Raw genomic sequence first — 26,456 nt, forward strand, 5'->3', positions numbered from 1 at the left:
TGTTCCGCAGTTGGCGCTTTGAGCGTTGAGTGTTTACCTTGGCAAGCCGGGAGGGACAGCGAAGGGACGGTGACATGGGCGAGGAAGCCGAACTCAAATTGCAGGTTGCGGCGGAGGATGCGGAGCGGCTCACCGATTGGGCAAAGGCGCAGGGCGAGGTCAAAACCCTGCCGCTGCGGGCCATCTATTTCGATACGCCGGGACGCGCCTTGGGCAAGGCCGGCATGTCGCTGCGCGTGCGCCATGACGGCACGGGCTGGGTGCAGACGATCAAAGCCAACGGCCAGACGAGCGCCGGGTTTTTCGTCCGTGACGAATGGGAAAAGCCGGTTTCCGGGCCAGCGCTCCAGATCGGCGAGGATACGCCGCTGATCGGCCTGCCGCCTCAGACCCTCAATGCACTGGAGCCGATATTCGAGGTGCTGGTCGAGCGCCGCGTACTGCAGATCGCGCGGGAAAACACCAGCATCGAAGCGGCGATCGACAGCGGGGAAGTGGTGGCCGAGGATCGGCGCAGCACGTTCTGCGAGGCCGAACTGGAGCTTAAAAGTGGGGATTCGCATGCGCTGTTTTCCCTGGCGCGGGAGATCGATGCGGTCGCTCCCGCCCGGCTTGGAACGGTGAGCAAGGCCGAGCGAGGCCAGCGGCTGCTCGAGGCGGTGGCCCGGAGCTTTAAGGCCGATCCCATACCGTTGTCCCCCTCCGATACGGTCGAGGACGCGATGAGAGCGATAGCAGCCGGCTGTCTGCGCCAGTATCGTCTCAACGAGGATATTTTGCTAAGGCGCCGGGCGCCGGATGCCCTGCATCAAGCCCGTGTGGCCCTGCGGCGGCTGCGTTCGGCAATATCGATCTTCAGGGACATTGCCGAGGACGAGCGTAGCGAGCGATTGCGCGACGAGCTCAAATGGCTGGCTGGGGAACTGGGCGAAGCGCGCGATCTCGATGTCCTGTTCAAAACCGCGCACACCGACGATCTGCGCCAGGCCTTGATGGAGGAAAGCGCGTCCAGCTATGAGGCGGTCAAGCAGACGCTTTCAGATGTCCGATCCCGCGCGCTGATGCTCGATCTCGCCCAGTGGCTGGCAACGGGGGGCTGGCGGGAGCGCTCCGGAAATAAGGATGCGCGCAACGCCAAGGTCTCCGATTTTTCTGCAATGGCGCTCACCAAGCTTTTCAAGCGCTTCAAAAAGCAAAGCGCCGGCCTCGAGAAACTCAGCGATGCCGAGCGCCACGAGGCACGCAAGCTCGCCAAGAAACTACGTTATGGCACCGAGTTCTTTGCCGGGCTCTATGCTTCGGGCCGAACCGGCAAGCGTTACGAGCAGTTTCTCAAGCGCCTGGAGGCGGTCCAGGAGGCGTTGGGCGATCTCAACGACCTTGCCGCCAGGCCCATGCTTTTGGACCGGCACGGCTTGGCCGATGCGGAGGTCGGAAGCCAGCAAGGCGACATGGACGAACTCATCAGGCGCGCCGCATCGGCATGCGATGCGCTGACTGGCACCCGGCCGTTCTGGAAATAGGCCTTCGCCTCAACCGATATCCTTGATCGGCTTCCAGGTGATGAAGCGATAGATGTAGATCACCACGGCCAGGATCACGACGGCGGTGGACACCGGGTCCACCCAGGCTTCGACGATATGGTAGCCCTCATGCAGCACGAAGCCTGCGCCGGCGAGCAAGCCCGTCCAGATCGTGGTGCCGACCAGCGAGATGGCGAGAAACTTCCACACCGGCATGGCGGCGAGCCCGGCCGGCACGGAAATCAGGGTGCGGATGGCGGGTATGAGGCGGCCCAAAAGCACCGCCCAGGTGCCATAGCGGTCGAACCAATGGACAGCCATGTCGATGTCGCGCTCGTTGATGGTCGCGACGCGTCCGAACCAATTGCACAGGCGTCGGAAGCGGTCGATGCCCAGCAGGCGGGCGGCGATGTACCAGACGCTGGTGCCCAGCAGGGAACCGGCAACGCCGGCGATCATCACACCCACGGTGTTCAACTGGCCGGTGGCGGCGACATAGCCGGCAAAGGGCATGATCAATTCGGACGGGATGGGGGGGAAAATGTTTTCGATCAGCATCAGCATGAAGATGCCGAAATAGCCCCAATCGGTGATGGTGCCGATAATCCAGTCGCTCATTGAGATTCCTTGGTCGGTTGGCGGCCGAGGAGATGGTGCGGGCGGTCGGAATCGAACCGACACTCTGTTTCCAGAACCAGATTTTGAGTCTGGCGCGTCTACCAGTTCCGCCACGCCCGCGACGGTGAGCCGCCCGAAGCGACGCGCCGGACTATAGGCAAACCGGGCGGGGCGTCAATCGCTGATTTTCGGCGCTGGCGATCACGCAGATTTGCAGGCTGGCGGCGACGCCGGTATTGCTCTAGAGACCGGTAAAGCCAAGGCTATTTGATGGACGAACCAATGCTTGACGCAATGAGCACGGAACGCAAGGGCGCAAGCGCCGCCGGCATCCTGGGGCTTGCCGCCATTCTGGGGGCGCTCGCCTTCCAATATATCGGCGGGCTTTATCCTTGCGAGCTCTGCTTCACCCAGCGCTGGCCCTATTATATCGGCCTGCCGCTCATTGGTGTTGCGGTAATCGTCTGGGACAGGCTGCCTCTGCCGGTGCGCCTTGGGCTCTTGGGCATTTCGGCGGCGCTCTTTGCCTGGGGCACCTATATGGGGGTCTACCACGCCGGGGTGGAATGGGGCTGGTGGCCTGGTCCGCAAAGCTGCACCGGGGTGGGCGACGACAGCGTCATGAGCCTGGATTCGCTCTCGAACCTGAACGATGTGCGGATCGTGCCGTGCGACGCCGTGCAGTGGGAGATGTTCGGGGTCTCGCTGGCGGGGTTCAATGCCCTGATTTCCGCGGCGATTTTCGTCCTGCTGATCGCCAGCATCGTCGGGCAGACCCGGCGAAATAAGGTCTGATTGGTTTAAGGCTCCAGTTCGATATCCCAGTAGAGATAGTCGAGCCAGCTATCGTGCAGGTAGTTGGGCGGGAAGGCGCGGCCGTTGTTGTGCAGGTCGTGAACCGTGGGCTGGAACGGCATCTGGCGCGGCATCATGCCGATTTCCTTAGGCGTGCGGTTGGCTTTGCGCAGATTGCAGGGTGAGCAGGCGGCCACGATATTTTCCCAGGTGGTACGCCCGCCCTTGGAGCGCGGAATGACGTGGTCGAAGGTCAGATCGTGCCGCGAGCCGCAATACTGGCACTGAAATCTGTCGCGCAGGAAAACGTTGAAGCGGGTGAAGGCGGGGTATTTGGCGGGCTGGACATAGTCCTTGAGCGAAATCACGCTCGGCAGGCGCATCTCGAAGCTCGGACTTCGAACGACCTTATCGTATTCGGAAACGATGTGAACGCGTTCGAGACAGACTGCCTTGATGGCGTCCTGCCAGCTCCAGAGCGACAGGGGATAATAGCTGAGCGGCCGGTAATCGGCGTTCAGAACGAGCGCGGGGCAGGCCTGGGGTGACACGTGAATTGTCACTGAACCCTCCGGGGTATGGATCACTCATCCCCGTCGCGCTCCCAAACTCGATTGCGCTCTCACCGCTTGCCGGAAGCGCTCCGGCGATTCCATTGCAATACTCTACGCCTCTTGTGACAGGCCTGTGAAGAACTTTGTTGAAAAGGTGTGGGGATATCAGATGCCTAAGCGTTCCCTGAGGAATGCCGTGGCGGCATCGAGCCCGTCCTGGGCGATGGAGTGGCCGGTGCCCTGGGAAATGTGCAGTTTGGCCTCAATTCCCAGGTCGAGAAGGATGGGAAGCGCCACTTCGCTGCCCATCACGGGAACCACATCGTCCATATCGCCATGGATCAAAAGAACCGGCGGCCTGGAGGCGATTTCGTTTCCGAGCTTTTCGGGGGCGACCACAAGACCCGAGCAAGAGACGATGCCCAGAAGTGATTCGGGCAGCCGCAGGCCGGCATAGAGGGCCATCATGGCGCCTTGGGAGAAGCCGCCCAGGATTGTCTGGCCGGGCGTGAGGCCGGTCTGTGCCCAGAGGTCGTTGAGGAAGGAGGTGACGACCGGAGCGGCGGTTTCGGCACCGACCAGCCGCGAAAGATCGCGGTCGCGCTCGAGATCGAGCGGAAACCATTGATATCCGAAAGGGTTGCCGCCGCACACTTCCGGGGCATTGGGGGCGACGAACAGGGTATCGGGGAAACTGTCGCGCCAGAACTGGCCGAGCGAAATCAGATCGCGCCCATCCGAGCCATAGCCATGAAGAAGAACCACGGCGCTTTTGGCGTGTCCGGAGGCAGGCGGCAGCATGGGGCCGGAGAGTTTGACGGGCGTGGTCATCGATTGTCCTTGTGGTTCAAGAGCCTAGAGGGCGTCCCAGGCGTTGGAATTCTTCATGGCGGAGAAATAGCGCCAGAACATGATGGCCGCCGCGCCGCGATGGGGCGACCAGGTGGCGGCGAGCGGGATCAGCTCTTTGGGTAGGGGGCGCGCGGGAAGCGAGAAGGCGTGCTCGACGGCCTTTTGCAACGCGAGGTCGCCGGCGGGGAAAACGTCTGGATGGCCGGCGCAGAAGAGAAGGTAGATTTCTGCGGTCCAGGGGCCGATGCCCTTGAGCTTGGTGAGCGTTGCGATGGCCGCTTCGGCGTCCATGGCCTCGACGGCGGAAAAGTCCAGCCCGCCTTCGGTGACGGTGAGCGCGAGGGAGCGGATGGTCTCGTATTTGTTGCGCGAAAGCCCGGCATTCCTGAGGGTTTGCTCATCGAATGCGAGGTAGGCCGCGGGGGTTACCGCGCCGAGATCTTCCAGGCGCCCCCACATGGCGCGGGCCGAGGCGACCGAAACCTGCTGGCCGCAGATGATGCGGGACATGCCTGCAAAGCCCCGTGGCGCGGTGCGCGGCGCGATCTCGCCGGCCCGGGCGATGGCGGCGGCGAGGCGTTCGTCGAGGCGCCCCAGGCACTCGAGGTGGAAGGCCAGCGCCTCCTGCGAATCGAGCCGGGGTGGAGCGGCGGTCGCGGGCGTGATAGGGGCTTTAAGTGAGGTTGTGGGCATGTCTCTTTCATCTCTACCGATTTTCCGCTTCGCGCCAAGTCCGAACGGGCTTCTGCATCTCGGGCATGCCTATTCGGCGCTCTATACCGAGCGTTGGGCCAAGGCGATGGGCGGGGTGATGCTGCTGCGGATCGAGGACATCGATACGGTGCGGTGTCGACCCGAATTTGTCGCGGCGGTGTTTGAGGATCTCAAATGGCTGGGGCTTTCATGGCCCGAGCCGGTGCGCATTCAATCGCAGCACTTTGACGATTACAGGGCGGCGGCCGATCAGCTTCGGGCCAAGGGTTTGATTTATCCGTGCTTTTGCTCGCGGGCCGAGATCCGGGCGACGAGCGGGGGGCGGACCGATCCCGATGGGGCGCCGCTTTATCCGGGGACGTGCCGGCACTTATCTGCCGATGAGAGGATGGAGAATCTGCGGGCTGGACGGCCTGTGCAATGGCGGCTTGATATGAATCAAGTAATTGAAAAAACAAAAGAAATTTCAATTTTTGAGGCAATGCCATCCCCTACGGATAAACCCGTATGCCGACCGGCCGATCCGGGGCGGTGGGGAGATGTGGTGATCGTACGCAAGGACACGCCCACCAGCTATCACCTCTCGGTCGTCATCGATGACGCGATACAGGGCGTAACGCATGTGACGCGCGGCATGGACCTTTATGCGGCCACCGACATCCACGTGCTGCTCCAGGCGCTGCTCAAGCTGGAAAGCCCGATCTATACCCACCACACGCTCATCGTGGGGGAAGACGCCGAAAAGCTCTCCAAATCGCGGGGATCGGAGAGCCTTGCCGGTTTGCGGGCCCTTGGCATCACGCCGGAGGATATTCGCGCCCAGCTCGGCTTTTAGGCCGCCTTGCTGGCGAAATAGGGCCGCACCACTTCGGCGATCGCTTGCTCGTGCGTCATGCCGAAATTTTCGCCCAGGATGTTTTCGAGCCTTTCGTCCTTCAATCCGATTTCGTTGTCCCAAATATACCGCATCTCGACCAGGCCGTGGATAAGTGGATTGAAGAGGCCGATGGCCTTGAGCAGCGGCCAGGGATAGCTGGTCTGCTTGAGCCAGCGGTCGGGCACCGCTTTTTGCACCGCGGCGAAGGTCTGGTTGGGCGTTGCCAGGTGTCCGGCGAAGTGAAAAGTCTCAAAACTTCCAAAGCTTTGCCGGCGCTCGGTCAGGGCAACGAAAGCCCTGGCCATATCGGGCAGATAGGCCCAGGCATTGGCGGTTTCGCGCCTGGAATTGAGGCAGATGCGGTTCTTTTCGGCCTCGCGCAGGATGAGATGGGCGAAGAAATCGCCGCCGAAAGGATGGCCGTAGAAATTGCCTGCGCGCAGGATGATGGCCTGCAGATCGCCTGATTTTGCTGCCGATTCGAGCATGGATTCCATGCGCTGCCGGATCTCGCCGCGATAGGTCTGGGGGCGTTGGGGGGTGGTGGGGGTGATGATGCGGTCGGTGGCGGCGTAATTGTAGATATTGCCGGGAAAAAGCATTGTTTTTCCAGCACTTGCGGCGATGACGCGGGAGAGCAGATTTTCGGCGGCGCCGTTGCCCCATTGGTGGTAGGGGAGATTGAGGCCGTTGAGGACGAGGTCCGAGCCGGCGGTGGCGGCTTTGAGATCGTCGAGGCTGCCCGCGTTTCCGGCAATAAATTCAACGCCTTGGATGGGGTGGCGGTTGGCGCGGGCAAAGCCTTTGACGCGCCAGCCGGCTTTGAGGAAGGCCTGGGCGGAGGCGTAACCGATGCCGCCCGTGATGCCCAGTATGGTTATGGTATTGAACGGCATGTTGAGGCTCCTGTTGGCGAATGTGTTTATGCTTGCCGACACGCTTGTGCGTGACGGCAATCTGGTCCATTCATATTCAGATGACGATTAGCAAAACACGTGTACGTGATATTCATAAATGAATACTATGGCCGATTGGACCCTGTGGCGCAGTTTTGCGGCGGTGGCCGAGCATGGATCGCTCTCGAAAGCGGCGCGAGCGCTCGGCTCCTCCCAGCCCACGATCGGGCGGCATATCGAGGCGCTCGAATTCACGCTCGGGACCAAGCTGTTCGAGCGCGGCGTGGCCGGGCTGACCCCGACCGAATTGGGGCTCGCCGCCTATGAGCCGATCCGGCGGGCGGTCGAAGCGATCGCGGAGGCGGAACTGCATGTGGCGGGAACCTCGAGCGAATTGTCGGGGAGCGTCAGGATCACGGCGAGCGTGATCATCGCCCATTACGTGCTGCCCCGGATGCTGCGGGTGTTGCGGATCGAATTCCCGGCCATCGATTTCGAGATCGTGCCCACCGATTCGGCGGAGAACCTGTTGCTGCGCGAAGCCGATATCGCGGTGCGCATGTTCCGGCCCACGCAAGGGGATCTGATCACCCGCAAGCTGGGGGAGACGGCGATCGTGGCTTGCGCGCATCAAGGTTATTTGAAACGGCGGGGGACGCCCAGGACGGTGGAGGACCTGCTGGAGCACGATCTTATCGGGTTCGACCGATCCGAGCTTTTGATCGCTGCGGCGCAGCGGCTGGGGTTCAACCTCAAGCGCTCCGATTTCGCGTTCCGCTGCGACAGCCAGAGCGCCACATGGGAGATGATGCGGGCCGGGCTGGGGATCGGTTTCGCGCAGGCAAACATTATCCGCCAGACCGATGGCATGGTGCCGATCGCGCTCAACCTTGCCATCCCGCCGCTCGAGGTGTGGCTCACCTGCCATCGCGAACTGCACACGGCGCGGCGCATCAGGGCGGTTTACGACCGGCTGGGAGAACTGATGGGCAATTGGCTGAAAAAGAGCGCGCGGCGAAATGCGGCAAATGCCAATTCCGGTTCGGCCTGATAGAACAGGCTGAACGAAAAAGACGAAAGCGGTGCCATGCAAGCGGCAACAAACATCCTCATCATTCTCGCCATCGGGGCCACGACGGTCATCCTGTTCATGGGGCTGTGGAACATGTTCAAGGGCGGATCGGGGAACACGAGCCAGAAGCTGATGCGGGCGCGGGTGATCATGCAGGCGATCGCGGTGGGGTTGCTCATGGCGGCTTTGTTCTTCTTTGGGCCCCAAGGTGGCGGTGGCGGTTGATGGGGTGATCTTGGGGAAATGCAGGCTCTGGCTGGTGCCGAGAGGCTGCGCACCCTCACCCCCGGCCCCTCTCCCTCAAGGGGAGAGGGGGGCTCTGGTGGCGATGCTGATGATTTTGCCGAAGCGCTGGCGAAGGGCTACCCTTCTCCCCTTGAGGGAGAAGGTGGGCCGGCGAAGCCGGGTCGGATGAGGGGTGCGCTGAGGCGGCCCAAAACAGAAGCGTGGTTGTGAGATGGTCAAGCTCAACAAGATCTATACAAAGACCGGCGATGACGGGACGACGGGGCTGGTGGATGGGCCGCGGCGGGCAAAGGACGATTTGCGGGTCGAGGCCTATGGCACCGTGGACGAGGCCAATGCGGCGATCGGGCTGGCGCGGCTGCACACAAAGGACATGGCGCGGGTGGACCACGCGCTGGCGCGCATCCAGAACGATCTTTTCGATCTGGGATCGGACCTCGCGACGCCGGGAAGCGACGAGGGGCGGGCCTATAAGGCGCTGAGGATCACGCCGGCGCAGGTCGAATGGCTGGAAGGCCAGATCGACAGGTTCAACGAGGCGCTCGAACCGCTCAAATCCTTCGTTCTCCCCGGCGGCACCCCGCTTTCAGCCGCGCTGCACCTGGCGCGGACCATCACCCGGCGGGCCGAGCGGGTGTGCGTGGGGCTAAAACGCGCCGAGCCCGAACTGGGGGCGGAAACCATCCGCTACCTCAACCGGCTCTCGGATCTGCTGTTCGTGCTCGGGCGGGTGGCCAATGGGAATGGGGCTAAGGATGTGCTCTGGGAGCCGGGGAAGAATACGGGGGCGAGCAAGGAGGGGTGAGGGTGGCAGGCCGCGTCTGATTTGGGGTGGGGTGCGGACCGACAACTTTAGGTCGTTCGACTGTATAAGCGGCCACTATAGATCTAAAGTTGAGGGTATCGCCGTCGTCGACAACGAAGAACAATTATCGTCAATGAACAACGCCGAACCTGCCACGGTGCCGTCTCGCAACGCCTCGCGACTGAAGCTCGACACTCGCCGCAGACGCTACACCAAATGGCTAGAACGGGCCGACGATGCTGCATGCCTGACCATGATCTGGGCGGTTCGAGCCCTGCAAACAGGCAATGTGTCTGCAGCCGCCCGGTTTATTAAATACCCCAAGGAGGCCGCCACCGAAGGAATCCGGGGCCAGTATGCCGTCTATCCGTGGGAACTGGAGACGTTCGTCACATCGTTGCTTACCACCCGAAAAGATCGGGCCCGGCATGGGCGGCACCATATCTCCAACTGCACCAACTTCGGCTCCGCCGCCTTGCTGACCAACGCGCTGCGCGACATGGAGGGCGCCGAATACGTCCTGCGAAGCCGGCCCGAAAATATCATGGAGGAGATGTATCGCATCGGGCAGCGCCAGTTTTCTTGGCAGCGCGGTCCGAATACCGAGGAACTCTATCGGTTCGCTTTCGTCTACGGTCAGGAAGCCTGCGCCGAATTCTTTGAGCAGAAGTACGGCCTATCGGTGTCGGACTTCCAGTACTTGAGCTTTGCTCTTTTCGGCGTTCTGCGCGGGAAGCCTTGGGCGGAAACACCAGATCCGAAGGTGCTTGGCCTATCGAAGGAGAAAATGGGGAGGGCGCTGGACCTTTTGAGCACACCTCTGGCGGACGCTCGCCAACTGGCGGTTCAGCTTAATACGGAAGCGGCGCAGCGTCTTCAGCGACCGTTGCGCATCGCTTACATGCCGAGCCTACTCCGCAGGAAGCCGATCATCCGGATCGATCGAAGTCGCCCCACGTTCATAGCGCCACTGCCTGACCTAATTATGACCCGCGGCACCGCCGGCCTCTACTACGATATCAAGCAGGGACCGAATGATCTGCTCACTGAAGCCAACGCCAGGTTCGAGGATTACATCCGCTCGCTGGTAATGGCGTACTTGCCCGAATTGCAGTCCCTAAAGGGCGCCGCCTACGGACCAAAAGGGCGGCAGATCGACCCACCTGACTGTCTCGTCAAAGACGGAGATCAGGTGGTGCTGGCCATCGAGTGCAAGACAACGAAGCTGACCTTCGAGGCGCAGTTCGCCGAAAATCCCGAAGTGGTGGCCGCTCAAGGATTCGAGCAGATAGCAAAGGGCATATTCCAGCTGTGGCGCTTCTTCTCCCATGCCAGGCGCAACCTCTACATGGATGAAGCCGTATCGCAGGACGCTCTGGGTGTCGTCCTGACCATGGACGGCTGGATGCAAATGGCCAAAGGCCTCCGTGACAATGCATTGGCACGTGCTCGCGAACTTGCGTCCGTGGACCCAAACATCACGCATGCCGATATGCGCCGGGTGGTATTCGCTTCCGTCCAGGAGCTTAACGGCACGCTCGCACAGACCGAGAAGCAGGATTTCCTGGCCGTCCTAGGTCATGCCACGACGGACAAGTACGACGGTTACGGGCTTCCTGAAGTAGCGAGGGACTGCGGCGTTCAGTTGGTCGGGAAGAAATACCCCATGGACGTCGCCGCGTTGCTTCCTTGGTGGGGAGAGCTCAAGCGATGAGCCGCCTGAGCAATAATCCTCCACCGAACCCGCCGCACCGCCACCATTACATTCCTACTTTCTATCTCTCGCGATGGGCGACGGGGAATGATGGGAGGCTGTGCCAGTATAGTCGACCCCATGACCGTTTGGTCCGAAACCGAAGGCATCCCACCGCAACAGGATTTGCCGATAAGCTCTACGAGCTCAGGGGGCTGGAGGACGATCTGGCCAATGCGGTGGAAACCAAGTTCTTCTCGCCCGTCGATAACGCTGCAGCCGATGCCTTGGCTTTGATGGAAGCGGAGGGTAACCGGGCGCGTTGGGACTCTCGGCGCAGGACGGGATGGGCTGTGTTTCTCCACTCGCTACTCCTGCGCGCTCCGGAAGACGTGGCCGCATTCAAGGAAACCTGGCGATACCTCATGAGCGCCGACGAGCTCGGTCAGTGGGAGGAGCGGTATCAGGAGATCCGGAAGCCGGGCGATGCCGCGACCTTTCAGGAGCACATGGCAAATCTGCCTGCAGACACGCATGACCGGTCGGCGATGAACGCGCTGGTTAGCATGATGGATGGGGGAAACGTGGCCCGGAAGATCCACCACATGCTCTGGCACGTGATCGACACGTCAGATGCCGACTTCGATTTCCTGACCTCGGATCGCCCGATCATCAGGACCAACGGGCTCATGATCGAGGGCGGGCACCTCGCCCTACCGATCGGACCGCGCAAGCTTTTCGTCGCCGCGAGAGACGAAGCCGCGCTCCGCACCATACTCGCGATGTCCCGCCGTCAACTGGTGCGGGAGTGCAATCGTCAGATGTGTGACTATGCCGTAAAGTTCGTCTACGGCGTAGACGACAGCCAACTGTCGTTCGTCGCGAAGCACTTTGCGACCAAGGATCAGCCCCGGCTAGCTCAGGCGTCTGCGAAGCAGAGGCAGGACATGGCTGCGACAATGCTTGCTCCGCCGAAGTCACCCCGAACTTCACCCCAAGCATGACGATGTTCAGATGTTGGCAGACTGGCGGCTTTTTGTCATTGGCGGACCAAATCTGGACGACCGGAATGGCGTCGAGAGCTACCATGGTCTCCGGCCCTGCCCCCCTCATTCAAACCCCGCCAACGTCCGTGCCGCGCGTGACCGAACTGAAGGCAACGCTCCGGCCGCACCGATCAGGCGGTTGCGGAGCCAGCGCAAGGTGGGATTGGAGAGGGTGGCGATGCGGGTGAGGCGGTCGGTCAGGTCGAGGATGCGGGAGGCGGCGGGGCGGCGGGTGGAGCTGTAGGTTTCGAGGGGGGATGCAGAGCCGGATTGGAGGGCGTCGGCAAGGGCCTGGCCCAGGGCGACGGCGTCGCGCAGGCCAAGGTTCATGCCCTGGCCGCCGGCGGGGCTGTGGACGTGGGCGGCATCGCCCACCAGCAGCACCGGACCCTTGTGGAAGGTGTCGGCGAGCTTGTGGTGGACTTGGAAGCGCGAGCCCCAGAGAAGTTCGCGCAATTTTACGCCCGAGCGGGGGCCGCGGGCGGCGATGACGGCTTCGACATCGACGAGCGTGGGCACGGAAGGGGCGTCGGGCAATTGGGCGACGACGCGGTAGCGATCGTTCGACATGGGGGCGACGACCAAGGTGCCGGCGCCCGAAAAGAACAGCGTCACCTCTGATTTTGCGATCGGCCAATCCATGCGCACATCGGCCAGGAGGAACGAGCCATAGGTGTGGCCGGGGAAATCGATGCCGGCGGCGCTGCGCACCAGGCTCTTTTCGCCATCGGCGCCCACGACATAGCGCGCCGCGATCTCCAGTTCGCCATCGGCGGTCTGGCAGGTGGCGCGGACGCCGTCCGCTGCGATATCGAGCGCGGTGAGGCGGGCGGGGCGGCGGATGGCGTGGCCGAGTTCGGCAAGGCGGGCGCTGAGGATCTGTTCGCTCTCGTCCTGGGGGATCATCAGGGCATAGGGGGTGGGGGTGGAGAGATGGGAGAAATCGGTGGCGAGCAGCACGCGGTCGCGATCGCGGACGCGGAAATGGGGCACCTTGATGCCCTGGGCGACCAGCGTTTCGGTGACGCCGAGGGCGCGAGTGGCCTCGAGGGTCGCCGCGTGGATGACGGCGGCGCGGGAAGTGTTCTGGGCTTGCGGCAGGGCATCGACGATCAGAAAATCGATGCCGCGTTGGGCGAGGCCGATGGCGGTGGCAAGGCCCGCCGGGCCGGCGCCGACGATGAGAACGTCCGTGGAGAGGGAAGGCATCGGGGGTAGTCTCCCTTGTCAGCTTGTAAGCAAGCGTTTACTTATGTCGTGTGACAGCATAAGTCAACACATGTTTACATTATGGCAGGAGATGTGATGGGGCGCGATGCGCAGGCGACGCGGGCGCGGCTGGTGGCGGCGGCGCGGCAGGCCTTTTCCGAGCATGGCTATGAGCGCACCACGGTGCGCCAGATCGCGGCGGAGGCGGGGGTGAACCAGGCGCTGATCAACCGCTATTTCGGCGGCAAGGAGCAGCTTTTCGCCGAGGCGGTGTCGATCGATCTCGAACTGCCCGATCTGGCGGGCGTTGCGCGGGCGGAGGTGGGGCAGGCGCTGGCGGCGCATTTCTTCCGCCGCTGGGAGGGGGAGGAGACCGACGATCTGCTGCGGGTGCTTATCCGCACGGCGGCGACCAATGCGGAGGCGGCGGCGCGCATCCGTTCGATCTTCGCCGGGCAGATCCTGCGGGCGGTTGAAAGCATCGCGGGGGCGGAGCGGGCGCGCGAGCGCGCGGCGCTGATCGCGACGCAGATCCTGGGGCTGGCCTATGCGCGCTACGTGCTGGGGCTGACGGGGGAGGATATCTCGCGCGAGACGATCCGGGCGATGGTGGGGGGGACGCTGGAGCGGTATCTGTTCGATCCGCTGCCTTAGGGCAGAGCTTCAATGGCGAGAAGGTTTGTGCAGGAGAGTCGGCGCCCTCCTCATCCGCCCCTTCGGGGCACCTTCTCCCACCAGGGGAGAAGGGGAGCCTGGGGCAGCGTTTCGGCAGACGCGGGCAAGCCTCAATCTTTCGACGGGCCTTGGGGGGTTGGAGCGCCAGTTTCCGAGACGGGCACGGGAGAGGACCGCGTCCCCCACGTTTCAGGACTGTCCGGCAACGCTCATGCCGCACTTAAATCGGCGATGCAAAAAGGTCACAGCCGTATTCAGGCGTTAGAGCCGCAATCTTGCCGCAATGGAGATGGGCGAAACCGGGGGCGGTTAAAAATGGAGTTCTCCGATGAACAAGCTTGCTGCCCTTTCCGCCATTGCGCTTTTCGCCGCCGCCGGGCCGGCGATGGCTGCCGATCCGATCGGCGTGCCGGCCCCTGCGCCCACCCCATACGTTCCCGTGGTCGACAATTCGAGCGTCTGGGACGGGTTCTATGCCGGTATCAATGGCGGCTATGGTTGGGGTGAATTCGACGCCGGCACTTTCGACAGCGATGAACTCGAAGGCTGGCTGGGCGGCGCCCAGGTCGGCTACAACTGGAATGCCGGCGGCATGATCGTCGGTGTGGAAGGCGACTACCAGTTCTCCGACATCACGTGGGACGAGACTGTGGGTGGCGTCGACGTCGATGCCGGTCTCAACCATTTCGGCACCGTGCGGGCTCGCCTGGGCGCCGATATGGGCACCTTCATGCCCTATGTCACCGCCGGTGTTGCTTTCGGCGAGCTGGGCTATGAGCTCGATGGGGGTGAAGAGGAGACCGAATATGGCGTGGGCCTTGCCGCCGGCGCGGGCGTGGAAGCCATGGTCACCGACAATATCTCGCTGCGCGGCGAATATCTTTATGTCGGGTTCTCCGATGTCAAGGTCGGTGCCTATGACGTGGACAGCGACATCCACACGGTGCGCGCGGGCCTCAACTTCCACTTCTAGAAGCGGTTCCGTTTAGCGGAAATGTTAGGGCCCGGCGATTGCGGGCCCTTTTTCGTAGGGCCATATCTCTGTCGTCAATTGCTTTTAAGCAGGTGGCGAGCAGGAGGACATGGCCATGACCACCCATCTCGACATTCCCCGATCGCTGGACGATCTCTGCCGGCCCGAGCGCATGGCGCTGGTGGTCTATGATATGCAGGTGGGGATCGTGCGCCAGCTCGGCGACGGGGGCGCGGTGGTCGAGCGGGTGGGGGCGGTGCTGGAGGCGGCGCGAAGCAATGGCTTTCCGGTGATCTTCCTGCGGCACCTTTCGATGCCCAAGGAGCTGATGGGGGCCTATCAGTTGCGCCAGGCGATGGCCTGGCAGCGCAAATCGAGCCCCGAGGGGGTCCAGCCCTGGTTCCTGCGCGGTTCGCCCGGTTTCGAGATCGTGCCCGAACTGGCGCCGCGGGAGAATGAGGCGGTGCTCGACAAGATCACCTTTTCGGCCTTCGAGGGGACGCCGCTTTCGATCATCCTGCGCGATCGCGGATTGACCGGCTTTGCCATCTGCGGGGTGGCGACTGAAATCGGCATCGAGCCCTCGGTGCGGCATGGGGCGGATCTGTGCCTCGTGCCGGTGGTGGTCGAGGACGCCTGCGGATCGGGGCACAAGGAGGCCGGCGAGCGCAGCCTTGCCAATATCGCCTATATGGGCGATGCGATCATGACCGATGTGGCCGGGATCACGGCGGCGATGGCGCGCTGATCGAAAGGCTCGCCTCGGGCAGCGAAATGATGTTGAGTGGCTGGCCCGGACCCCAGGAGGCCCCATGTTCCTGCCGCTCTATGACAGCAACAAGATCGCCCATATCGAGTTTCCCTTCGTCAATTACGGGCTGCTGGGGGTGACCGTATTGGTGTTCCTGCTGCAGGTCGCGGGCGGACCAGAGGGGCTTTACCAGGCGCACATCACCTATGGGATGATCCCGGTGGTGGTGACCGGGTCGGTCGATGGGCCGGCGGCGTGGCTGCCGGACCAGACCGGGCTTTTGACCTATATGTTCCTCCATGCGGACTGGCTGCATATTCTGACCAACATGCTGTTTCTCTGGGTGTTCGGGGACAATGTGGAAGATGCTATGGGGCATGCGCGCTATCTCGTCTTCTATCTTTTGTGCGGCGTGGTGTCGGGGCTGGCGCATCTGTGGCTCAATCTCGAAAGCTATGGGCCGCTGGTGGGGGCATCGGGCGCCGTGGCGGGGGTGATCGGGGCCTATCTGGTGCTCTATCCGCGCGTGCGGGTGTTCGTGCTCAACCGGCTGATCATCACCTTTCCCCTGGCCCTGCCGGCCTGGGCGGTGCTGGGGGCGTGGATCGGGATGCAACTCTTTTACGTCGCGGTGGGCGGCGAGGACGGGGTGGCCTGGTGGGCTCATATCGGCGGGGTGGCGGCGGGAGCGCTGCTGGTCGTTGTGTTCAAGCGGCGGGAAGTGCCGGTTTGGGGCGGTTAACGGGCGGTAAGGAATTTTTCGCTACGGTTCCGCGGTACGCAGAACGCGGGAAGGAGCCGGCCAAATGAGCGATATCGCAGCGACCGCCGTTGCCATGCAGAGCGCCCAGACCCAGCACACCGCGCAGATCCTCATGGTCAAGCAACAGCACCAGATGGAGATGAACCTGGTCAACATGCTGACCCAGGCCGTCGAAAGCGCGCCGCCGCCGGCGCCGGCCGGGATGGGGACGCGGGTCGACAAGAGCGCGTAATCCATGCTCATCCAGCACTCGTCCACGATCGTGATCCACCGGCTGGCGAGCGTGGAAGCGCAGAGCCTGGAAGCGCGCGGGGCACTGGTGGCCAAGCACCGGGGCGAGGTGATGATCCGGCAGGCGATCGAAAGGCTCGATGCGCCAAACCCCGAGGGAACTGTCGATGACGGCAGGGTCGATCGGACGGCGTGAACGCGTCCGGCGACAAAAACCCATTAAACATGTTGCGATGTCACCCCGCCAAAGGGCGGGCGGTTGTGGCATGGTCGGCGCGGGACGGAAGCGGGGAGTATCGTATCGCATGATCGAATTTGCCGATGCGGCGATGAGCCTTGTAGGCGCGCTGGCCTGGCAGCGGCCGGCCGAGCTGATGCTGCCCTGCCGGGTCGAGATGCTGGATGCGACAGGGCTCAGATCCATCGATGCGGAGCAGTGGGATGGGCTGGCCTCCGATGCGCTCGAGGACAATCCCTGGCTGAGCCGGCAGATGGTGCTGGCCGGGCTCGACGCGTTCGGGGCCGAGGCCGGGCTGAGGGCGCTGGCGCTCTATCGGCATGGCAGTGACCAATTGATCGGGCTGCTGCCGTTCCGGGTGCGGGGGGCGGGAGCGATGGGCGTGGGCGAAGTGGCGCTCAACATCTACCAGGTGGCCGGAACCCCGCTGGTGGCGCGTGAGCATGCGCAATTGGCGATGATGGGGCTGTTCGGCGTCATGGCGCAGGCACCCGGATTGCCGCGCCATTGGATGTTTCCCCATGTTGCGGCCGAGAGCGCGTTTATCGAGATGGCGCGCGCCAAGGCGCGGCGGCTGGGGCTCGAATTGGGCATGGCGGCGACCTATCGGCGTCCGGTGCTGACGCGGACGGGGATCGATTTCGCCGGGCATGTGGCGGGGGTGATCGGCAGGAAACGCGCCAAGGACATCGAGCGCAATCTGCGCCGGCTCGCCAAGGAGGGCGAGGTGCGGTTCGAGCGGGTGAGCGAGCCCGCGCTGGTCGCGCAGCGGGTCGAGGATTTCCTGGCTATCGAGGCGGCGGGCTGGAAAGGGAAACGCGGGACGGCGCTGCTCTCGTGTCCGGCCGATGCGGATTTCGCGCGCCGGGCGTTTGGCGGGCGCGGGGACGGGCAGGGGCTGGCTTCGGTCGATAGCCTGCTGCTCGATGGGAACCCGATCGCGGTTTCGGTCAATATCGCGGCGGGGGCGACGCTGTTTACGCCCAAATGCGCGTTCGACGAGCGTTACCGCAAGTTCGGGCCGGGGATGGCGCTCGAATACAAGGTGATCGAGGCGTTTTTTGCCGGGGACGGGTACGAGCGCATGGATGCGGCGACGACCGTTGACGGGCATGTGGTCGGCGGGCTCTGGGGCGAGACGCGAACCGTGGGCACGCTGGTGGTGGGGCCGGCGGGAATGACGACGCGGGCGCTGGTGGCGGGGATCGATGCCGTGGCGCGGGGCAAGCGGGCGATCAAGCGGGTGTTGGGGCGGGGGTAGGTTTGATCCTTCGCGGCTGCGGCCTGCGATTGTTCCCTTTGTCATTGCGGGGCTGGACCGACAATCCGCAAGGCTGCCGGTGATTTGGGAAAGGCCGGGGGACACCACTTCTGCTGCGGGCGTGGAGGCCTTGCGGGTCTCCGGGCGGGCCCGAAGACGACGAGGGGGAGGGGCGGTGCTGCGGCAAGAGCGGAGGACGGCGCGCATACCTTGCCCCGGGACGAGCCCGGGGTGACACGGGAGAGAATGGGTGAGGCTGGGTTCCCTTGCCTTTGCCTCCGTCATTGGCGGGCTCGGCCTGACAATCTGCAAGGCTGCGTATGGTGCGGGAGAGGCTGAGCAACACACCTCTGCTGAGGGTGTGGGAACCTTGCGGGTCTCCGGTTAAACCCCGGGTCAAGTCCGGGGACGAAGACGAGGAGGAGTGGGGCGGGTGCGGCGGTAAGAGCGGAGGGCGGCGCTCATACTGGCCCCGGGACGAGCCCGGGAGGAGCGCAATGAGGTGCCATACACAAGCCCTTGTCATTCCGGGATTTATTCCCGGAATCCAGCAGCGGAGTGTCGGCATACGGAGAGGTTGAGGAGGCGCACATCGGTTGCGCGTGTGCGGGAGCGCTGCGAGGGCTTCGGGTCCAGGCGGGGACGAAGGACGGGGGCGGAGTTTCGGCGTTGTGGATTGGGCAGCGTGGCATGGGCCCTCGGGTCGAGCCCGAGGGTGACGAGGGGAGAGGATGGGGCTCCGCTGAACGGCTCTGGCTAGATCTCCAGCAGCGTTTCCACGACGCGGTGGCCGTCGGGGGTGTCCCAGTGGGCGGGGCCCTGGAGGACGGCGATTTCGCAGCCTTCGTTATCGACCAGAACCGTGGCGGGGAGGCCGAGGGTCACCGCTTCGTTGCGCAGGCGCTCGAAAAGCTCGTAGCTGGGGTCGGCATAGAGCGCGAGGTTTTCGGCGCCGATTTCATCGAGGAATTGGGCGGCGGCGACCGGGCCGTCCGAGCCGATATCGAGACTGATGGCGACGACTTCGAAATCGTCCCCGCCATATCGGGCTTGAAGCGCATCGAGGAACGGCATTTCCTCGCGGCAGGGCGCGCACCAGGTGGCCCAGAAATTGATGAGCAGCTTCTTGCCGGCGAAATCGGCGAGGGTCACCGGATTGCCATCGGCATCCTGGAAGGCGATATCGGAATAGTCGCGCCATTGGGACGAGGGCAGGAGGGCGGCGAGTTCGCCGGTGGCGGCGTCGTCAATGGACTGGGCGGCATCGGCGCGGACTGGGCAGGTGCTTGCGACAGCGCCGCCATTGCTAAGCCAGACCGCCCCCGCTATACCTAGCGCCGCTGCGAAAAGGCCCGTGCCCAGGATTACGGGGCGTGCCGATTTTCGCTTTTCGTCCTTGTCCATATCCACTCTCGCATAGTTTAGAGGCGCCGATGAGCAACCGCATGTGGGGAGGCCGTTTCGCGTCCGGCCCCGACGCCATCATGGAAGAGATCAACGCTTCGATCGGCTTCGACAAACGCCTCTATAAACAAGACATCGCCGGCTCCATAGCCCATGCGACCATGCTCGAGGTAGCCGGCATTCTGACGCGCGACGATAGGGACGCGATCATTGCCGGTCTAGAGACCGTGCGCGGCGAAATCGAGAGCGGGGCCTTCACCTTCTCGCGAGCGCTCGAAGACATCCACATGAACGTGGAATCGCGTTTGAAGGAGCTGATCGGGGAACCGGCCGGGCGGTTGCACACGGCGCGCTCGCGCAACGACCAGGTCGCGACCGATTTCCGGCTCTATGTTCGCGACGCGATCGACATGCTGGCGGCGCAGATCGAAACGCTTCAGCGGGTGATGGCGGAAAAGGCCGAGGCCGAGGCCGCGACCGTGATGCCGGGCTTCACCCATCTGCAAAGCGCCCAGCCGGTGACCTTCGGGCACCACCTGCTCGCCTATGTGGAAATGTTCGACCGCGACAAGGGGCGGCTGCTGGATGCGCGCAAGCGTTTGAACGAAAGCCCGCTGGGGGCGGCGGCGCTGGCGGGAACCTCATTTCCTATCGATCGGGAGATGACGGCAAAGGCGCTGGGGTTCGACCGGCCGATGGGCAATTCGCTCGATGCGGTTTCGGATCGCGATTTCATCTTGGAGACGCTTTCGGCGTGCGCGATTTCGGCCATGCACCTGTCGCGGCTTTCCGAGGAACTGGTGATCTGGTCGTCGGCGCAGTTCGCGTTTGTGCGGCTTTCCGACAAGTTTTCGACCGGCTCTTCGATCATGCCGCAAAAGCGCAATCCGGATGCGGCGGAACTGATCCGGGCCAAGGTGGGGCGGATCTTCGCGGCGTTCTCATCGCTCCTGATGGTGATGAAGGGGCTGCCGCTGGCCTATTCGAAGGACATGCAGGAAGACAAGGAAATCGCCTTCGATGCGCTGGATAATTTCTCGCTGTCGCTGGCGGCGATGACCGGGATGATGAGCGATCTTTCGGTCAATCGCGAGAAGATGGCGCAGGCGGCAGGCGCTGGGTTTTCGACCGCGACGGATCTCGCCGACTGGCTGGTGCGCGAGGCCAATGTGCCGTTCCGCGATGCACATCACATCACCGGACGCGCGGTGGCGGCGGCGGAAGCCAAGGGCTGCGGGCTCGAGGGGCTGACCATCGAGGACTTCAAGGAGATCGACGAGCGAATCACTTCCCAGGTGTTCAAGGTGCTGGGGGTGGACAATTCCGTGAAGTCGCGGACGAGTTTCGGCGGGACGGCGCCGGCCAATGTGAAGGCGCAGGCGGTGGGCTGGCGCGAGAGGCTGGGGGCGTGATGGGCACTCCGGCCGTGATGATCCTGGCTAGCTCAGCGCCCCCCTCACCCCCATCCCCGCTCCCACCAGGGGAGAGGGGGCGCTGATGTTGCACACCTACAGTGGTGGACGTGGAGGCATTTCGGCAGGACCTTTGAGGTTGCAAAAGAGGTCCGCCTCTCCCGTGAGGGCGGCGCTGAGGGTGCGGCCCTCTTCGGTGTTGGCAGCAAATCGAGGCGGGTTCTGATGGTTCATCATTTTCAATATCGCGACGGCGAGATGTTTGCCGAGGATGTGGCGCTGGCTGCGATTGCCGATGAGATCGGGACGCCGTTCTATTGCTATTCCGGGGCGACGTTCCGGCGGCATATCAGGGTGATGGGCGAGGCGTTTGCGGGGCTCGATATGCTGGTCGCCTATGCCATGAAGGCCAATTCCAACCAGGCGATGCTGGCGATCGCCACCCAGGAAGGGATCGGCGTCGACGTGGTGTCGGGCGGGGAGCTCGAGCGGGCGTTGCAGGCTGGAATTGCGGCGGACAAGATCATCTTTTCGGGCGTTGCCAAGACGCGGGCCGAGATGCGGGCCGCGCTGGCAGCGGGGATACTGTGCTTCAACCTCGAATCCGAGCCCGAGCTGGAACGGCTCGATGCGGTGGCGGCCGAGATGGGGGTGGTGGCGCCGGTGTCGGTGCGGGTCAATCCCGATGTCGATGCCAGGACCCACGCCAAGATTTCGACGGGCAAGAGCGAGAACAAGTTCGGGGTGCCCTATGCGCGGGCCGAGGCGGTTTATGCCCGGATCGCCGAATGCGCCAATCTCAAGGCCGTGGGTGTCGATATGCATATCGGCAGCCAGATCGTCGATCTCGAACCCTTCGACAATGCCTTTGCGCTGATGGCCGAACTGGTGGGGCGGCTGCGGGAAGCGGGGCACGATATCCATCACGTCGATGTCGGCGGGGGCCTGGGCATTCCCTATCGCCATGACGCGCCGGCGCCGCCCGATCCGCTCGCCTATGCGGAAATCGTCAAGGCGCGGGTGAGCGAGTTGGGCTGCAAGCTCATCATCGAGCCGGGGCGGTTGATCGCGGGCAATGCCGGGGTGCTGGTGACGGGCGTCGAATATGTGAAGCAGACGGACAAAAAGAGCTTCGTCATCGTCGATGCGGCGATGAACGATCTCATTCGCCCCACGCTTTACGAGGCCCATCACGACGTGCTGCCGCTCCAAGAGGCGGGCGCGGATGCCAAGACCATCCGGGCCGATATCGTGGGGCCGGTGTGCGAGAGCGGGGACTATCTGGCGCTCGATCGGCAGATCGCCAACGTCGCCGAGGGCGACCGGCTGGTGATCATGACGGCAGGCGCCTATGGCGCGGTGATGAGCTCGACCTACAACACGCGGCCGCTGATCGCCGAGGTGCTGGTGGAGGGAAACCGCTGGCACGCCGTGCGGCCGCGCCAGAGCGTTGACGCGCTGATCGGGATGGACAGCGTGCCGGAGTGGCTTGGCGTCAACGATCGATAGCGGACAGGATATGTTTCCAATCCTGCGACCTGAGCAGGCTAGCCGGTCCCGCCCCGTCCATGGGACAGATAGATCACGATCCAGACGCCGACGATCACCAGGGGGATGTCGAGGAAGGTGGTGTAGACGAGCCAGAATTGCTCGCTGGCCAGCAGCACGACGATGACGTTGATGAGGGCGAGGATGATGGAGACCACGGCCATGCCCAGGGCGAGGCGCTTGAGGTCGATGCCGGAAAAGGGGATGTAGCGGGCCATGCCGCGGCCCAGCCAATTGCCGCGATTAAAGAGCGCGTCGGCGCCGAATAGCAGCCCGGTGAAACTGCCGATGATGCTGGTGCGCAACTGCACCAGGATGCCATCGTCGAAGATGAGCGCGAAGATTGCCGAGATGACCAGCATCACCGTGCCGAACAGGGCAAGCCCGCCCACGATATTGGCTTTGACGAAGCGCTGGACGACGAGGAGGCCGATACCAAGGATGGCGCCGACCACGGCGGCGGTGGTGAGGTTGGCGAGCGAGCCGACGACAAAGAAGATCAGGCCGAAACCGATATCGATGAGGACCGGGAGGCGGTTGGCGCGTTGGGCGTCTTCATCGACCTGCATGGTGGCCATGCGCGCCGCCGAGGCGGGGAAGGCGATCGTTTTGCCGGGGTGGCTTTCGTGGACCGTTTCGCCATCGATGCGGGCGAGGATGCCGGCGCTGGTCCAGCCCACATAGCCGGCTTCGACCTCAAGGGTGCGGCCATCGGCGAGGTTGGCCTTGAGGGCGTGATTGCGGATGGCGGCCTGGCCCGAGGAGGGCGTCTCGTCGCTATCGACCTCGACGCCATCGACGAGAAGGCGGCTGACCATGCGGCGCGAGGTGATGCGGATTGTCGCTTCGACGTGCTGGCTGCCGATCGTGAAGCGGTGGCGGTAGCTGCCGAAGGGGATTTCCATGCGCTCAGGTCCAATCGACTTTGGCGGCTATGGCCGGTGCTGCTTGTGGATTCCGGGGACAAGCCCCGGAACGACAGGCTGGGGTTGTGGCATGGCCGTACCGCCCCGCCACGGTGTCATCCCCGGATTTATCCCGGTGATCGTTTCAACTGCTCAAAGTTTGTTTGGTCCGCAAACGTGGTGCCCACTTTTGCTGGACATATCTCTAGAGCGCCGAGCGGGCCAGGGGGATGATTTCGGCGGGCTTGCCGGCCAGGGCGTCAGAGACTTTTTCGGTCAGTTGCGCCAGGGAGAAGGGCTTGCCCAGGACGTCGTAGATCAGGGCATCGAGCCCATGGGCGCGCTCGCGCTGGTCGGCAAAGCCGGTCATCAGAAGGATGGTGAGATCGGGAAACTGCGCGCGCACCGCCAAAGCCAGGGCGATCCCGTCCATCACCGGCATCTTGATGTCGGAGACCAGCAGATCGAAACGGCCATCCTCTTCGGTCGCGATTTCCAGCGCCAGCCCGCCATCGGAGGCTTCGAGGACCTCGTGACCGGACATCTGCAGAGCGCGGACGACGAATGCGCGGACATTGTCGTCATCTTCGGCCACCAATATGCGTGCCATGGCTGTTTCGCCTTCTATCGTCTCGTGCCCGTATCGGCGCCGTTGCGGCCCTCAACAAAGCTCAGTCTAATATCGGTTACGCCCTGGGGCGGCGCGGTCAATTGCGTGTCGATCGCCAGGACATCGCCGGGCAGGATGTTGCGGGCCGCCGGCGTCACCGTCCATTCGTAGATCACCCTGCCGGCCTCGTCCAAAAGGCTCACGAGAACCGACGGCACATAAGCTACGTGATTCGTTATGTTGGAAATCTTAGCGTTGACGATGATGACGCTGGTTCCGTCGCGGGTGGTTCGCAAAGTGTTAATGTCGGTAAAATCCAGCCCGACCACATTTGTTCCAAGTCCCACAAGACGATAGAGGCCATCGAGCTGGGGGAAGGCGGCGACGATTTCGGTGCGCGCCAGAACCGCCAGGGCGAGGATGGCAACGAGCGTTACGGCGACCGCGACGCGGAAGGCGCGGCGGAAGCGGACGATGGGGAGCTTGGCCAGCATGCCGTTGCGCCGCCGGGCCAGCGCTTCGATGCGGGCGCGGTTGCCGGCGCGATCGACAGAGGCGGGTTCGGGATGGGCGGGCACGGCTGTCGGATTGGCGCTCAGGAGCGCCTCATCGAGCAGATCTTCCTCGTCGGAGAACCCATCCCCATCGGCGCGAAACGCCAGCTCGTCGCGCGAGGGTTCGAGATCGGGCGCCGAGGGCGTTGGAAAGCTCGCGGTGGCATACCAGAGTTCGGCGCAGGCGGCGCACTGCACCTGCCGGCCGGCCGCCGAGAGCGCGTCGGACGCCACCTTGTAGCGCGTATGGCAATTGGGGCAGGTGATGATCACGTGCTGGCCGGGCCCACGTATTGGTCTGGTCGCGCAGACCGTAGGGCGGGGTGGGTTAAAACTCCTCAAACATCGATCCCGATCCCGCCATGACGCGATGGCGGTCGATCATCGCCGGCAGTCATCGCCCCGTTCACACAAACGCCTCAATGATTGGGGCCCTTGCTGTCGCGTTGGGGGGCGCAAAAGTGGTATCCACTTTTGCTGGAAACGCTTTGTTGATTCGCGGAGACGAGCGGTTTGATCGCTTTCGAAAATGTGGGGCTCAGATATGGCCACGGTCCGGAAATTTTGAAGGACCTGACCTTTTCGATCTCGCCGGGCTCCTTTCACTTTCTGACCGGGCCCTCGGGATCGGGCAAGACCTCGCTTTTGCGGCTGTTGCTGCTCTCGCTCAAGCCCACGCGCGGATCGGTTTCGATGTTCGGCGAGGACGTCACCGCACTCGACCGGGACCGGCTTTTGCAGATGCGGCGCCATATCGGCATCGTGTTCCAGGAGTTCAGGCTGCTCGATCACCTGACGACCTTCGAGAATGTGGCGCTGCCCCTGCGCGTGCGCGGACAGACCGAGGCGAGCTATCGCGGAAATGTCGAGGAACTGCTCGACTGGGTGGGGCTGGGCGACCGGATGGATGCCCACCCGGCGGTGCTCTCGGGCGGGGAAAAACAACGCGCCGCGATCGCGCGGGCGGTGATCGGCAATCCCGACATCCTTCTGGCGGACGAGCCGACGGGCAATGTGGATCCCGAGCTTTCCGAGCGGCTGCTGCATCTGTTCGAGCAGCTCAACAAGATGGGGACGACGATCATCCTCGCCACCCACGAGGTGAACCTGCTCGACAAGTTCGACTATCCGCGCATGCTCTTGAACGACGGGGAGCTGACCATCCATGAGTGAGGGGCTCAAGCTCCGCTTTCCGCGGCCCAACCCCATCGTGCCGGCACAATCGGTGGCCGGGCGCACGCTGATGCTTCTGATCGGCATCATGACGTTTCTATCCTGCGTCACCTTCGGCGGCGTGCTGCTGGTGCAGAAATCGGCAATGGGCTGGTCGGCCGAGGTGGGGCGCGAGCTGACCATCCAGATCCGCCCGCTCGACGGGGAAGTGATCGAATCCAACCTGCGGCTGGCCGTATCGCTGTCCGAAGCGGTGCCGGGGGTGGCGAGCGCGCGGGTGCTTTCGATCGAGGAAAGCGAAGCGCTGCTCGAACCCTGGCTGGGGCCGGGGCTGGACCTTTCCGACCTTTCGGTGCCCCGGCTGGTGATCGTGCAGCTTTCCGACCCCAATGCCGCCGACATCGCGCGGCTCGAAAGCGAGATCTCCGCAATCCCCGGTGCGACGCTGGAAACCCACGCGGCCTGGCGGGTGCAGCTCAACACCATGGCTGGAACCATCGTGGTTTCGGGCATTCTGGTGCTGGCGCTCATCCTTGTGGCGACCGCGCTCGCCATCGTGTTCGCGACGCGCGGGACGATGTCGACCAACCGGGAAATCGTCGACGTGCTCCATTTCATCGGCGCTTCGAACCAGTTCATCGCCGGAGAATTCCAGGGGCGGTTCCTGCTGTTGGGGCTCAAGGGCGGGATCGCCGGCGGGCTGGCGGCGATCGTCTTCTTCATCATCGCCGGCATGGCGATGAGCACCGTCGTGCCCGAGCAATCGAGCGCGCAACTGGGAATTCTCTTCGGCCAGTTCGCGCTGGGGATCTCGGGAATACTGGGGATCGTGGGCGTGGTGCTGGTGATCGCCGGGCTCACCGCCATCACCTCGCGGTTGACGGTGAGACGCTTCCTCTCGCAAATATCCTAGCGCATTGATTTTCAGGTGATGGCGGGCTGCAAATGGCGATCCGCCGCGCTTCCGGTGCTCACGTACTTTTTGTACGCTCCGCTCCGGTTCTAGCGGATCACCATTTTCGCCGCGCCCTGACCTGAAACTCAACACGCTAGAAGAT

29 protein-coding genes and 1 tRNA gene are annotated in these 26,456 nt (G+C 63.4%); 19 read left to right on the forward strand and 11 right to left on the reverse strand.

Features of this window, described 5'->3' with window-relative positions; all coding sequences use genetic code 11:
• The first annotated feature begins 74 nt into the window (after positions 1 to 74).
• A complete protein-coding gene (locus tag NO934_RS09975) occupies positions 75 to 1,523 on the forward strand; it encodes a CHAD domain-containing protein (RefSeq protein WP_309159811.1) in 1,449 nt (482 codons plus the stop codon).
• Between the two features lie 9 nt (positions 1,524 to 1,532).
• Here the strand turns inward: NO934_RS09975 and NO934_RS09980 are convergent, their stop codons facing one another.
• Together NO934_RS09980 and NO934_RS09985 are read right to left on the reverse strand one after the other, a co-directional pair.
• Positions 1,533 to 2,141 (reverse strand): DedA family protein, encoded by a 609-nt coding sequence (locus NO934_RS09980; RefSeq protein ID WP_309159812.1) that lies wholly within the window; start codon positions 2,139 to 2,141, stop codon positions 1,533 to 1,535.
• A gap of 33 nt (positions 2,142 to 2,174) precedes the next feature.
• Positions 2,175 to 2,261: transfer RNA gene (locus NO934_RS09985), tRNA-Leu, on the reverse strand.
• Positions 2,262 to 2,423: 162 nt separating this feature from the next.
• On the opposite strand from NO934_RS09985, the gene NO934_RS09990 reads away from it, so the two are divergent.
• The gene (locus tag NO934_RS09990; protein ID WP_309159813.1) at positions 2,424 to 2,936 is read left to right on the forward strand and encodes a disulfide bond formation protein B; all 513 of its coding nucleotides are present in this window, start codon (positions 2,424 to 2,426) and stop codon (positions 2,934 to 2,936) included.
• A 5-nt stretch (positions 2,937 to 2,941) separates the two neighbouring features.
• Here the strand turns inward: NO934_RS09990 and NO934_RS09995 are convergent, their stop codons facing one another.
• The 3 genes from NO934_RS09995 to NO934_RS10005 all read right to left on the reverse strand — a co-directional run bounded on the left by NO934_RS09995 (position 2,942) and on the right by NO934_RS10005 (position 5,035).
• Positions 2,942 to 3,499, reverse strand: coding sequence for an HNH endonuclease (locus NO934_RS09995; RefSeq protein ID WP_309159814.1), 558 nt, complete (start codon positions 3,497 to 3,499; stop codon positions 2,942 to 2,944).
• Positions 3,500 to 3,655: 156 nt separating this feature from the next.
• Entirely contained in the window at positions 3,656 to 4,321 is a 666-nt protein-coding gene (locus NO934_RS10000) for a prolyl oligopeptidase family serine peptidase (RefSeq protein WP_309159815.1), read from the reverse strand.
• A 24-nt stretch (positions 4,322 to 4,345) separates the two neighbouring features.
• A complete protein-coding gene (locus NO934_RS10005) occupies positions 4,346 to 5,035 on the reverse strand; it encodes a DNA-3-methyladenine glycosylase (protein ID WP_309159816.1) in 690 nt (229 codons plus the stop codon).
• Here NO934_RS10005 and gluQRS point away from each other — a divergent pair.
• On the forward strand, positions 5,034 to 5,891 hold the full coding sequence (gluQRS, locus tag NO934_RS10010; protein ID WP_309159817.1) for a tRNA glutamyl-Q(34) synthetase GluQRS: 858 nt from the start codon (positions 5,034 to 5,036) through the stop codon (positions 5,889 to 5,891). The two genes, NO934_RS10005 and gluQRS, sit on opposite strands and share 2 nt — an antisense overlap.
• On the opposite strand, the gene NO934_RS10015 is transcribed toward gluQRS, so the two are convergent.
• Positions 5,888 to 6,829: an NAD-dependent epimerase/dehydratase family protein gene (locus NO934_RS10015; protein ID WP_309159818.1), complete on the reverse strand. Its 942-nt coding sequence runs from the start codon at positions 6,827 to 6,829 to the stop codon at positions 5,888 to 5,890. The two genes, gluQRS and NO934_RS10015, sit on opposite strands and share 4 nt — an antisense overlap.
• 118 nt (positions 6,830 to 6,947) lie before the next feature.
• Here NO934_RS10015 and NO934_RS10020 point away from each other — a divergent pair, with 118 nt between their 5' ends.
• The 5 genes from NO934_RS10020 to NO934_RS10040 all read left to right on the forward strand — a co-directional run bounded on the left by NO934_RS10020 (position 6,948) and on the right by NO934_RS10040 (position 11,649).
• A complete protein-coding gene (locus tag NO934_RS10020; protein ID WP_309159819.1) occupies positions 6,948 to 7,880 on the forward strand; it encodes a LysR family transcriptional regulator in 933 nt (310 codons plus the stop codon).
• Positions 7,881 to 7,916: 36 nt separating this feature from the next.
• Complete coding sequence (locus NO934_RS10025; RefSeq protein ID WP_309159820.1) at positions 7,917 to 8,126, forward strand: twin transmembrane helix small protein; 210 nt, start codon at positions 7,917 to 7,919, stop codon at positions 8,124 to 8,126.
• 232 nt (positions 8,127 to 8,358) lie between these two features.
• A complete protein-coding gene (locus NO934_RS10030) occupies positions 8,359 to 8,952 on the forward strand; it encodes a cob(I)yrinic acid a,c-diamide adenosyltransferase (RefSeq protein WP_309159821.1) in 594 nt (197 codons plus the stop codon).
• Between the two features lie 133 nt (positions 8,953 to 9,085).
• Positions 9,086 to 10,666, forward strand: coding sequence for a hypothetical protein (locus tag NO934_RS10035; protein ID WP_309159822.1), 1,581 nt, complete (start codon positions 9,086 to 9,088; stop codon positions 10,664 to 10,666).
• Complete coding sequence (locus NO934_RS10040; RefSeq protein ID WP_309159823.1) at positions 10,663 to 11,649, forward strand: DUF4238 domain-containing protein; 987 nt, start codon at positions 10,663 to 10,665, stop codon at positions 11,647 to 11,649. The genes NO934_RS10035 and NO934_RS10040 overlap by 4 nt, the downstream gene beginning before the upstream one ends.
• A gap of 105 nt (positions 11,650 to 11,754) precedes the next feature.
• On the opposite strand, the gene NO934_RS10045 is transcribed toward NO934_RS10040, so the two are convergent.
• Positions 11,755 to 12,900 carry an FAD-dependent monooxygenase gene (locus NO934_RS10045; protein WP_309159824.1) on the reverse strand — a complete coding sequence of 382 codons (1,146 nt, stop codon included), beginning with the start codon at positions 12,898 to 12,900 and terminating at the stop codon, positions 11,755 to 11,757.
• Positions 12,901 to 12,996: 96 nt separating this feature from the next.
• On the opposite strand from NO934_RS10045, the gene NO934_RS10050 reads away from it, so the two are divergent.
• The 7 genes from NO934_RS10050 (at position 12,997) to NO934_RS10080 (ending at position 17,792) form a co-directional block, all read left to right on the forward strand.
• The gene (locus NO934_RS10050; protein WP_309159825.1) at positions 12,997 to 13,554 is read left to right on the forward strand and encodes a TetR family transcriptional regulator; all 558 of its coding nucleotides are present in this window, start codon (positions 12,997 to 12,999) and stop codon (positions 13,552 to 13,554) included.
• 349 nt (positions 13,555 to 13,903) lie between these two features.
• Complete coding sequence (locus NO934_RS10055; RefSeq protein ID WP_309159826.1) at positions 13,904 to 14,548, forward strand: outer membrane beta-barrel protein; 645 nt, start codon at positions 13,904 to 13,906, stop codon at positions 14,546 to 14,548.
• A 115-nt stretch (positions 14,549 to 14,663) separates the two neighbouring features.
• Positions 14,664 to 15,296, forward strand: a complete 633-nt coding sequence (locus NO934_RS10060) for a cysteine hydrolase (protein WP_309159827.1) — start codon at positions 14,664 to 14,666, stop codon at positions 15,294 to 15,296.
• Between the two features lie 64 nt (positions 15,297 to 15,360).
• Complete coding sequence (locus NO934_RS10065) at positions 15,361 to 16,041, forward strand: rhomboid family intramembrane serine protease (protein WP_309159828.1); 681 nt, start codon at positions 15,361 to 15,363, stop codon at positions 16,039 to 16,041.
• Between the two features lie 64 nt (positions 16,042 to 16,105).
• Positions 16,106 to 16,294, forward strand: coding sequence for a putative motility protein (locus tag NO934_RS10070; protein WP_309159829.1), 189 nt, complete (start codon positions 16,106 to 16,108; stop codon positions 16,292 to 16,294).
• Between the two features lie 3 nt (positions 16,295 to 16,297).
• Entirely contained in the window at positions 16,298 to 16,489 is a 192-nt protein-coding gene (locus tag NO934_RS10075) for a hypothetical protein (protein ID WP_309159830.1), read from the forward strand.
• 109 nt (positions 16,490 to 16,598) lie between these two features.
• Complete coding sequence (locus NO934_RS10080) at positions 16,599 to 17,792, forward strand: GNAT family N-acetyltransferase (RefSeq protein ID WP_309159831.1); 1,194 nt, start codon at positions 16,599 to 16,601, stop codon at positions 17,790 to 17,792.
• 756 nt (positions 17,793 to 18,548) lie between these two features.
• On the opposite strand, the gene NO934_RS10085 is transcribed toward NO934_RS10080, so the two are convergent.
• Positions 18,549 to 19,196 (reverse strand): TlpA disulfide reductase family protein, encoded by a 648-nt coding sequence (locus tag NO934_RS10085; RefSeq protein ID WP_309159832.1) that lies wholly within the window; start codon positions 19,194 to 19,196, stop codon positions 18,549 to 18,551.
• Positions 19,197 to 19,225: 29 nt separating this feature from the next.
• Between NO934_RS10085 and argH the strand changes: the two genes are divergently transcribed.
• Both argH and lysA read left to right on the forward strand, forming a co-directional pair.
• Entirely contained in the window at positions 19,226 to 20,608 is a 1,383-nt protein-coding gene (gene argH, locus NO934_RS10090) for an argininosuccinate lyase (RefSeq protein WP_309159833.1), read from the forward strand.
• A 225-nt stretch (positions 20,609 to 20,833) separates the two neighbouring features.
• On the forward strand, positions 20,834 to 22,117 hold the full coding sequence (gene lysA, locus NO934_RS10095; RefSeq protein WP_309159834.1) for a diaminopimelate decarboxylase: 1,284 nt from the start codon (positions 20,834 to 20,836) through the stop codon (positions 22,115 to 22,117).
• 38 nt (positions 22,118 to 22,155) lie between these two features.
• On the opposite strand, the gene NO934_RS10100 is transcribed toward lysA, so the two are convergent.
• The 3 genes from NO934_RS10100 to NO934_RS10110 form a co-directional block, all read right to left on the reverse strand.
• On the reverse strand, positions 22,156 to 23,061 hold the full coding sequence (locus NO934_RS10100; RefSeq protein WP_309159835.1) for a septation protein IspZ: 906 nt from the start codon (positions 23,059 to 23,061) through the stop codon (positions 22,156 to 22,158).
• A gap of 205 nt (positions 23,062 to 23,266) precedes the next feature.
• Positions 23,267 to 23,671, reverse strand: coding sequence for a response regulator (locus tag NO934_RS10105; protein WP_309159836.1), 405 nt, complete (start codon positions 23,669 to 23,671; stop codon positions 23,267 to 23,269).
• A 14-nt stretch (positions 23,672 to 23,685) separates the two neighbouring features.
• Positions 23,686 to 24,498: an MJ0042-type zinc finger domain-containing protein gene (locus NO934_RS10110; RefSeq protein WP_309159837.1), complete on the reverse strand. Its 813-nt coding sequence runs from the start codon at positions 24,496 to 24,498 to the stop codon at positions 23,686 to 23,688.
• A gap of 240 nt (positions 24,499 to 24,738) precedes the next feature.
• Between NO934_RS10110 and ftsE the strand changes: the two genes are divergently transcribed.
• The gene (gene ftsE, locus NO934_RS10115) at positions 24,739 to 25,398 is read left to right on the forward strand and encodes a cell division ATP-binding protein FtsE (RefSeq protein ID WP_309159838.1); all 660 of its coding nucleotides are present in this window, start codon (positions 24,739 to 24,741) and stop codon (positions 25,396 to 25,398) included.
• Positions 25,391 to 26,311 carry an ABC transporter permease gene (locus NO934_RS10120; protein ID WP_309159839.1) on the forward strand — a complete coding sequence of 307 codons (921 nt, stop codon included), beginning with the start codon at positions 25,391 to 25,393 and terminating at the stop codon, positions 26,309 to 26,311. Before ftsE ends, NO934_RS10120 begins: the two co-directional genes overlap by 8 nt.
• Positions 26,312 to 26,456 lie beyond the last annotated feature (145 nt).

It is taken from the genome of Pelagibacterium sp. H642, from assembly GCF_031202855.1.
In the GTDB taxonomy this organism is placed as follows: domain Bacteria; phylum Pseudomonadota; class Alphaproteobacteria; order Rhizobiales; family Devosiaceae; genus Pelagibacterium.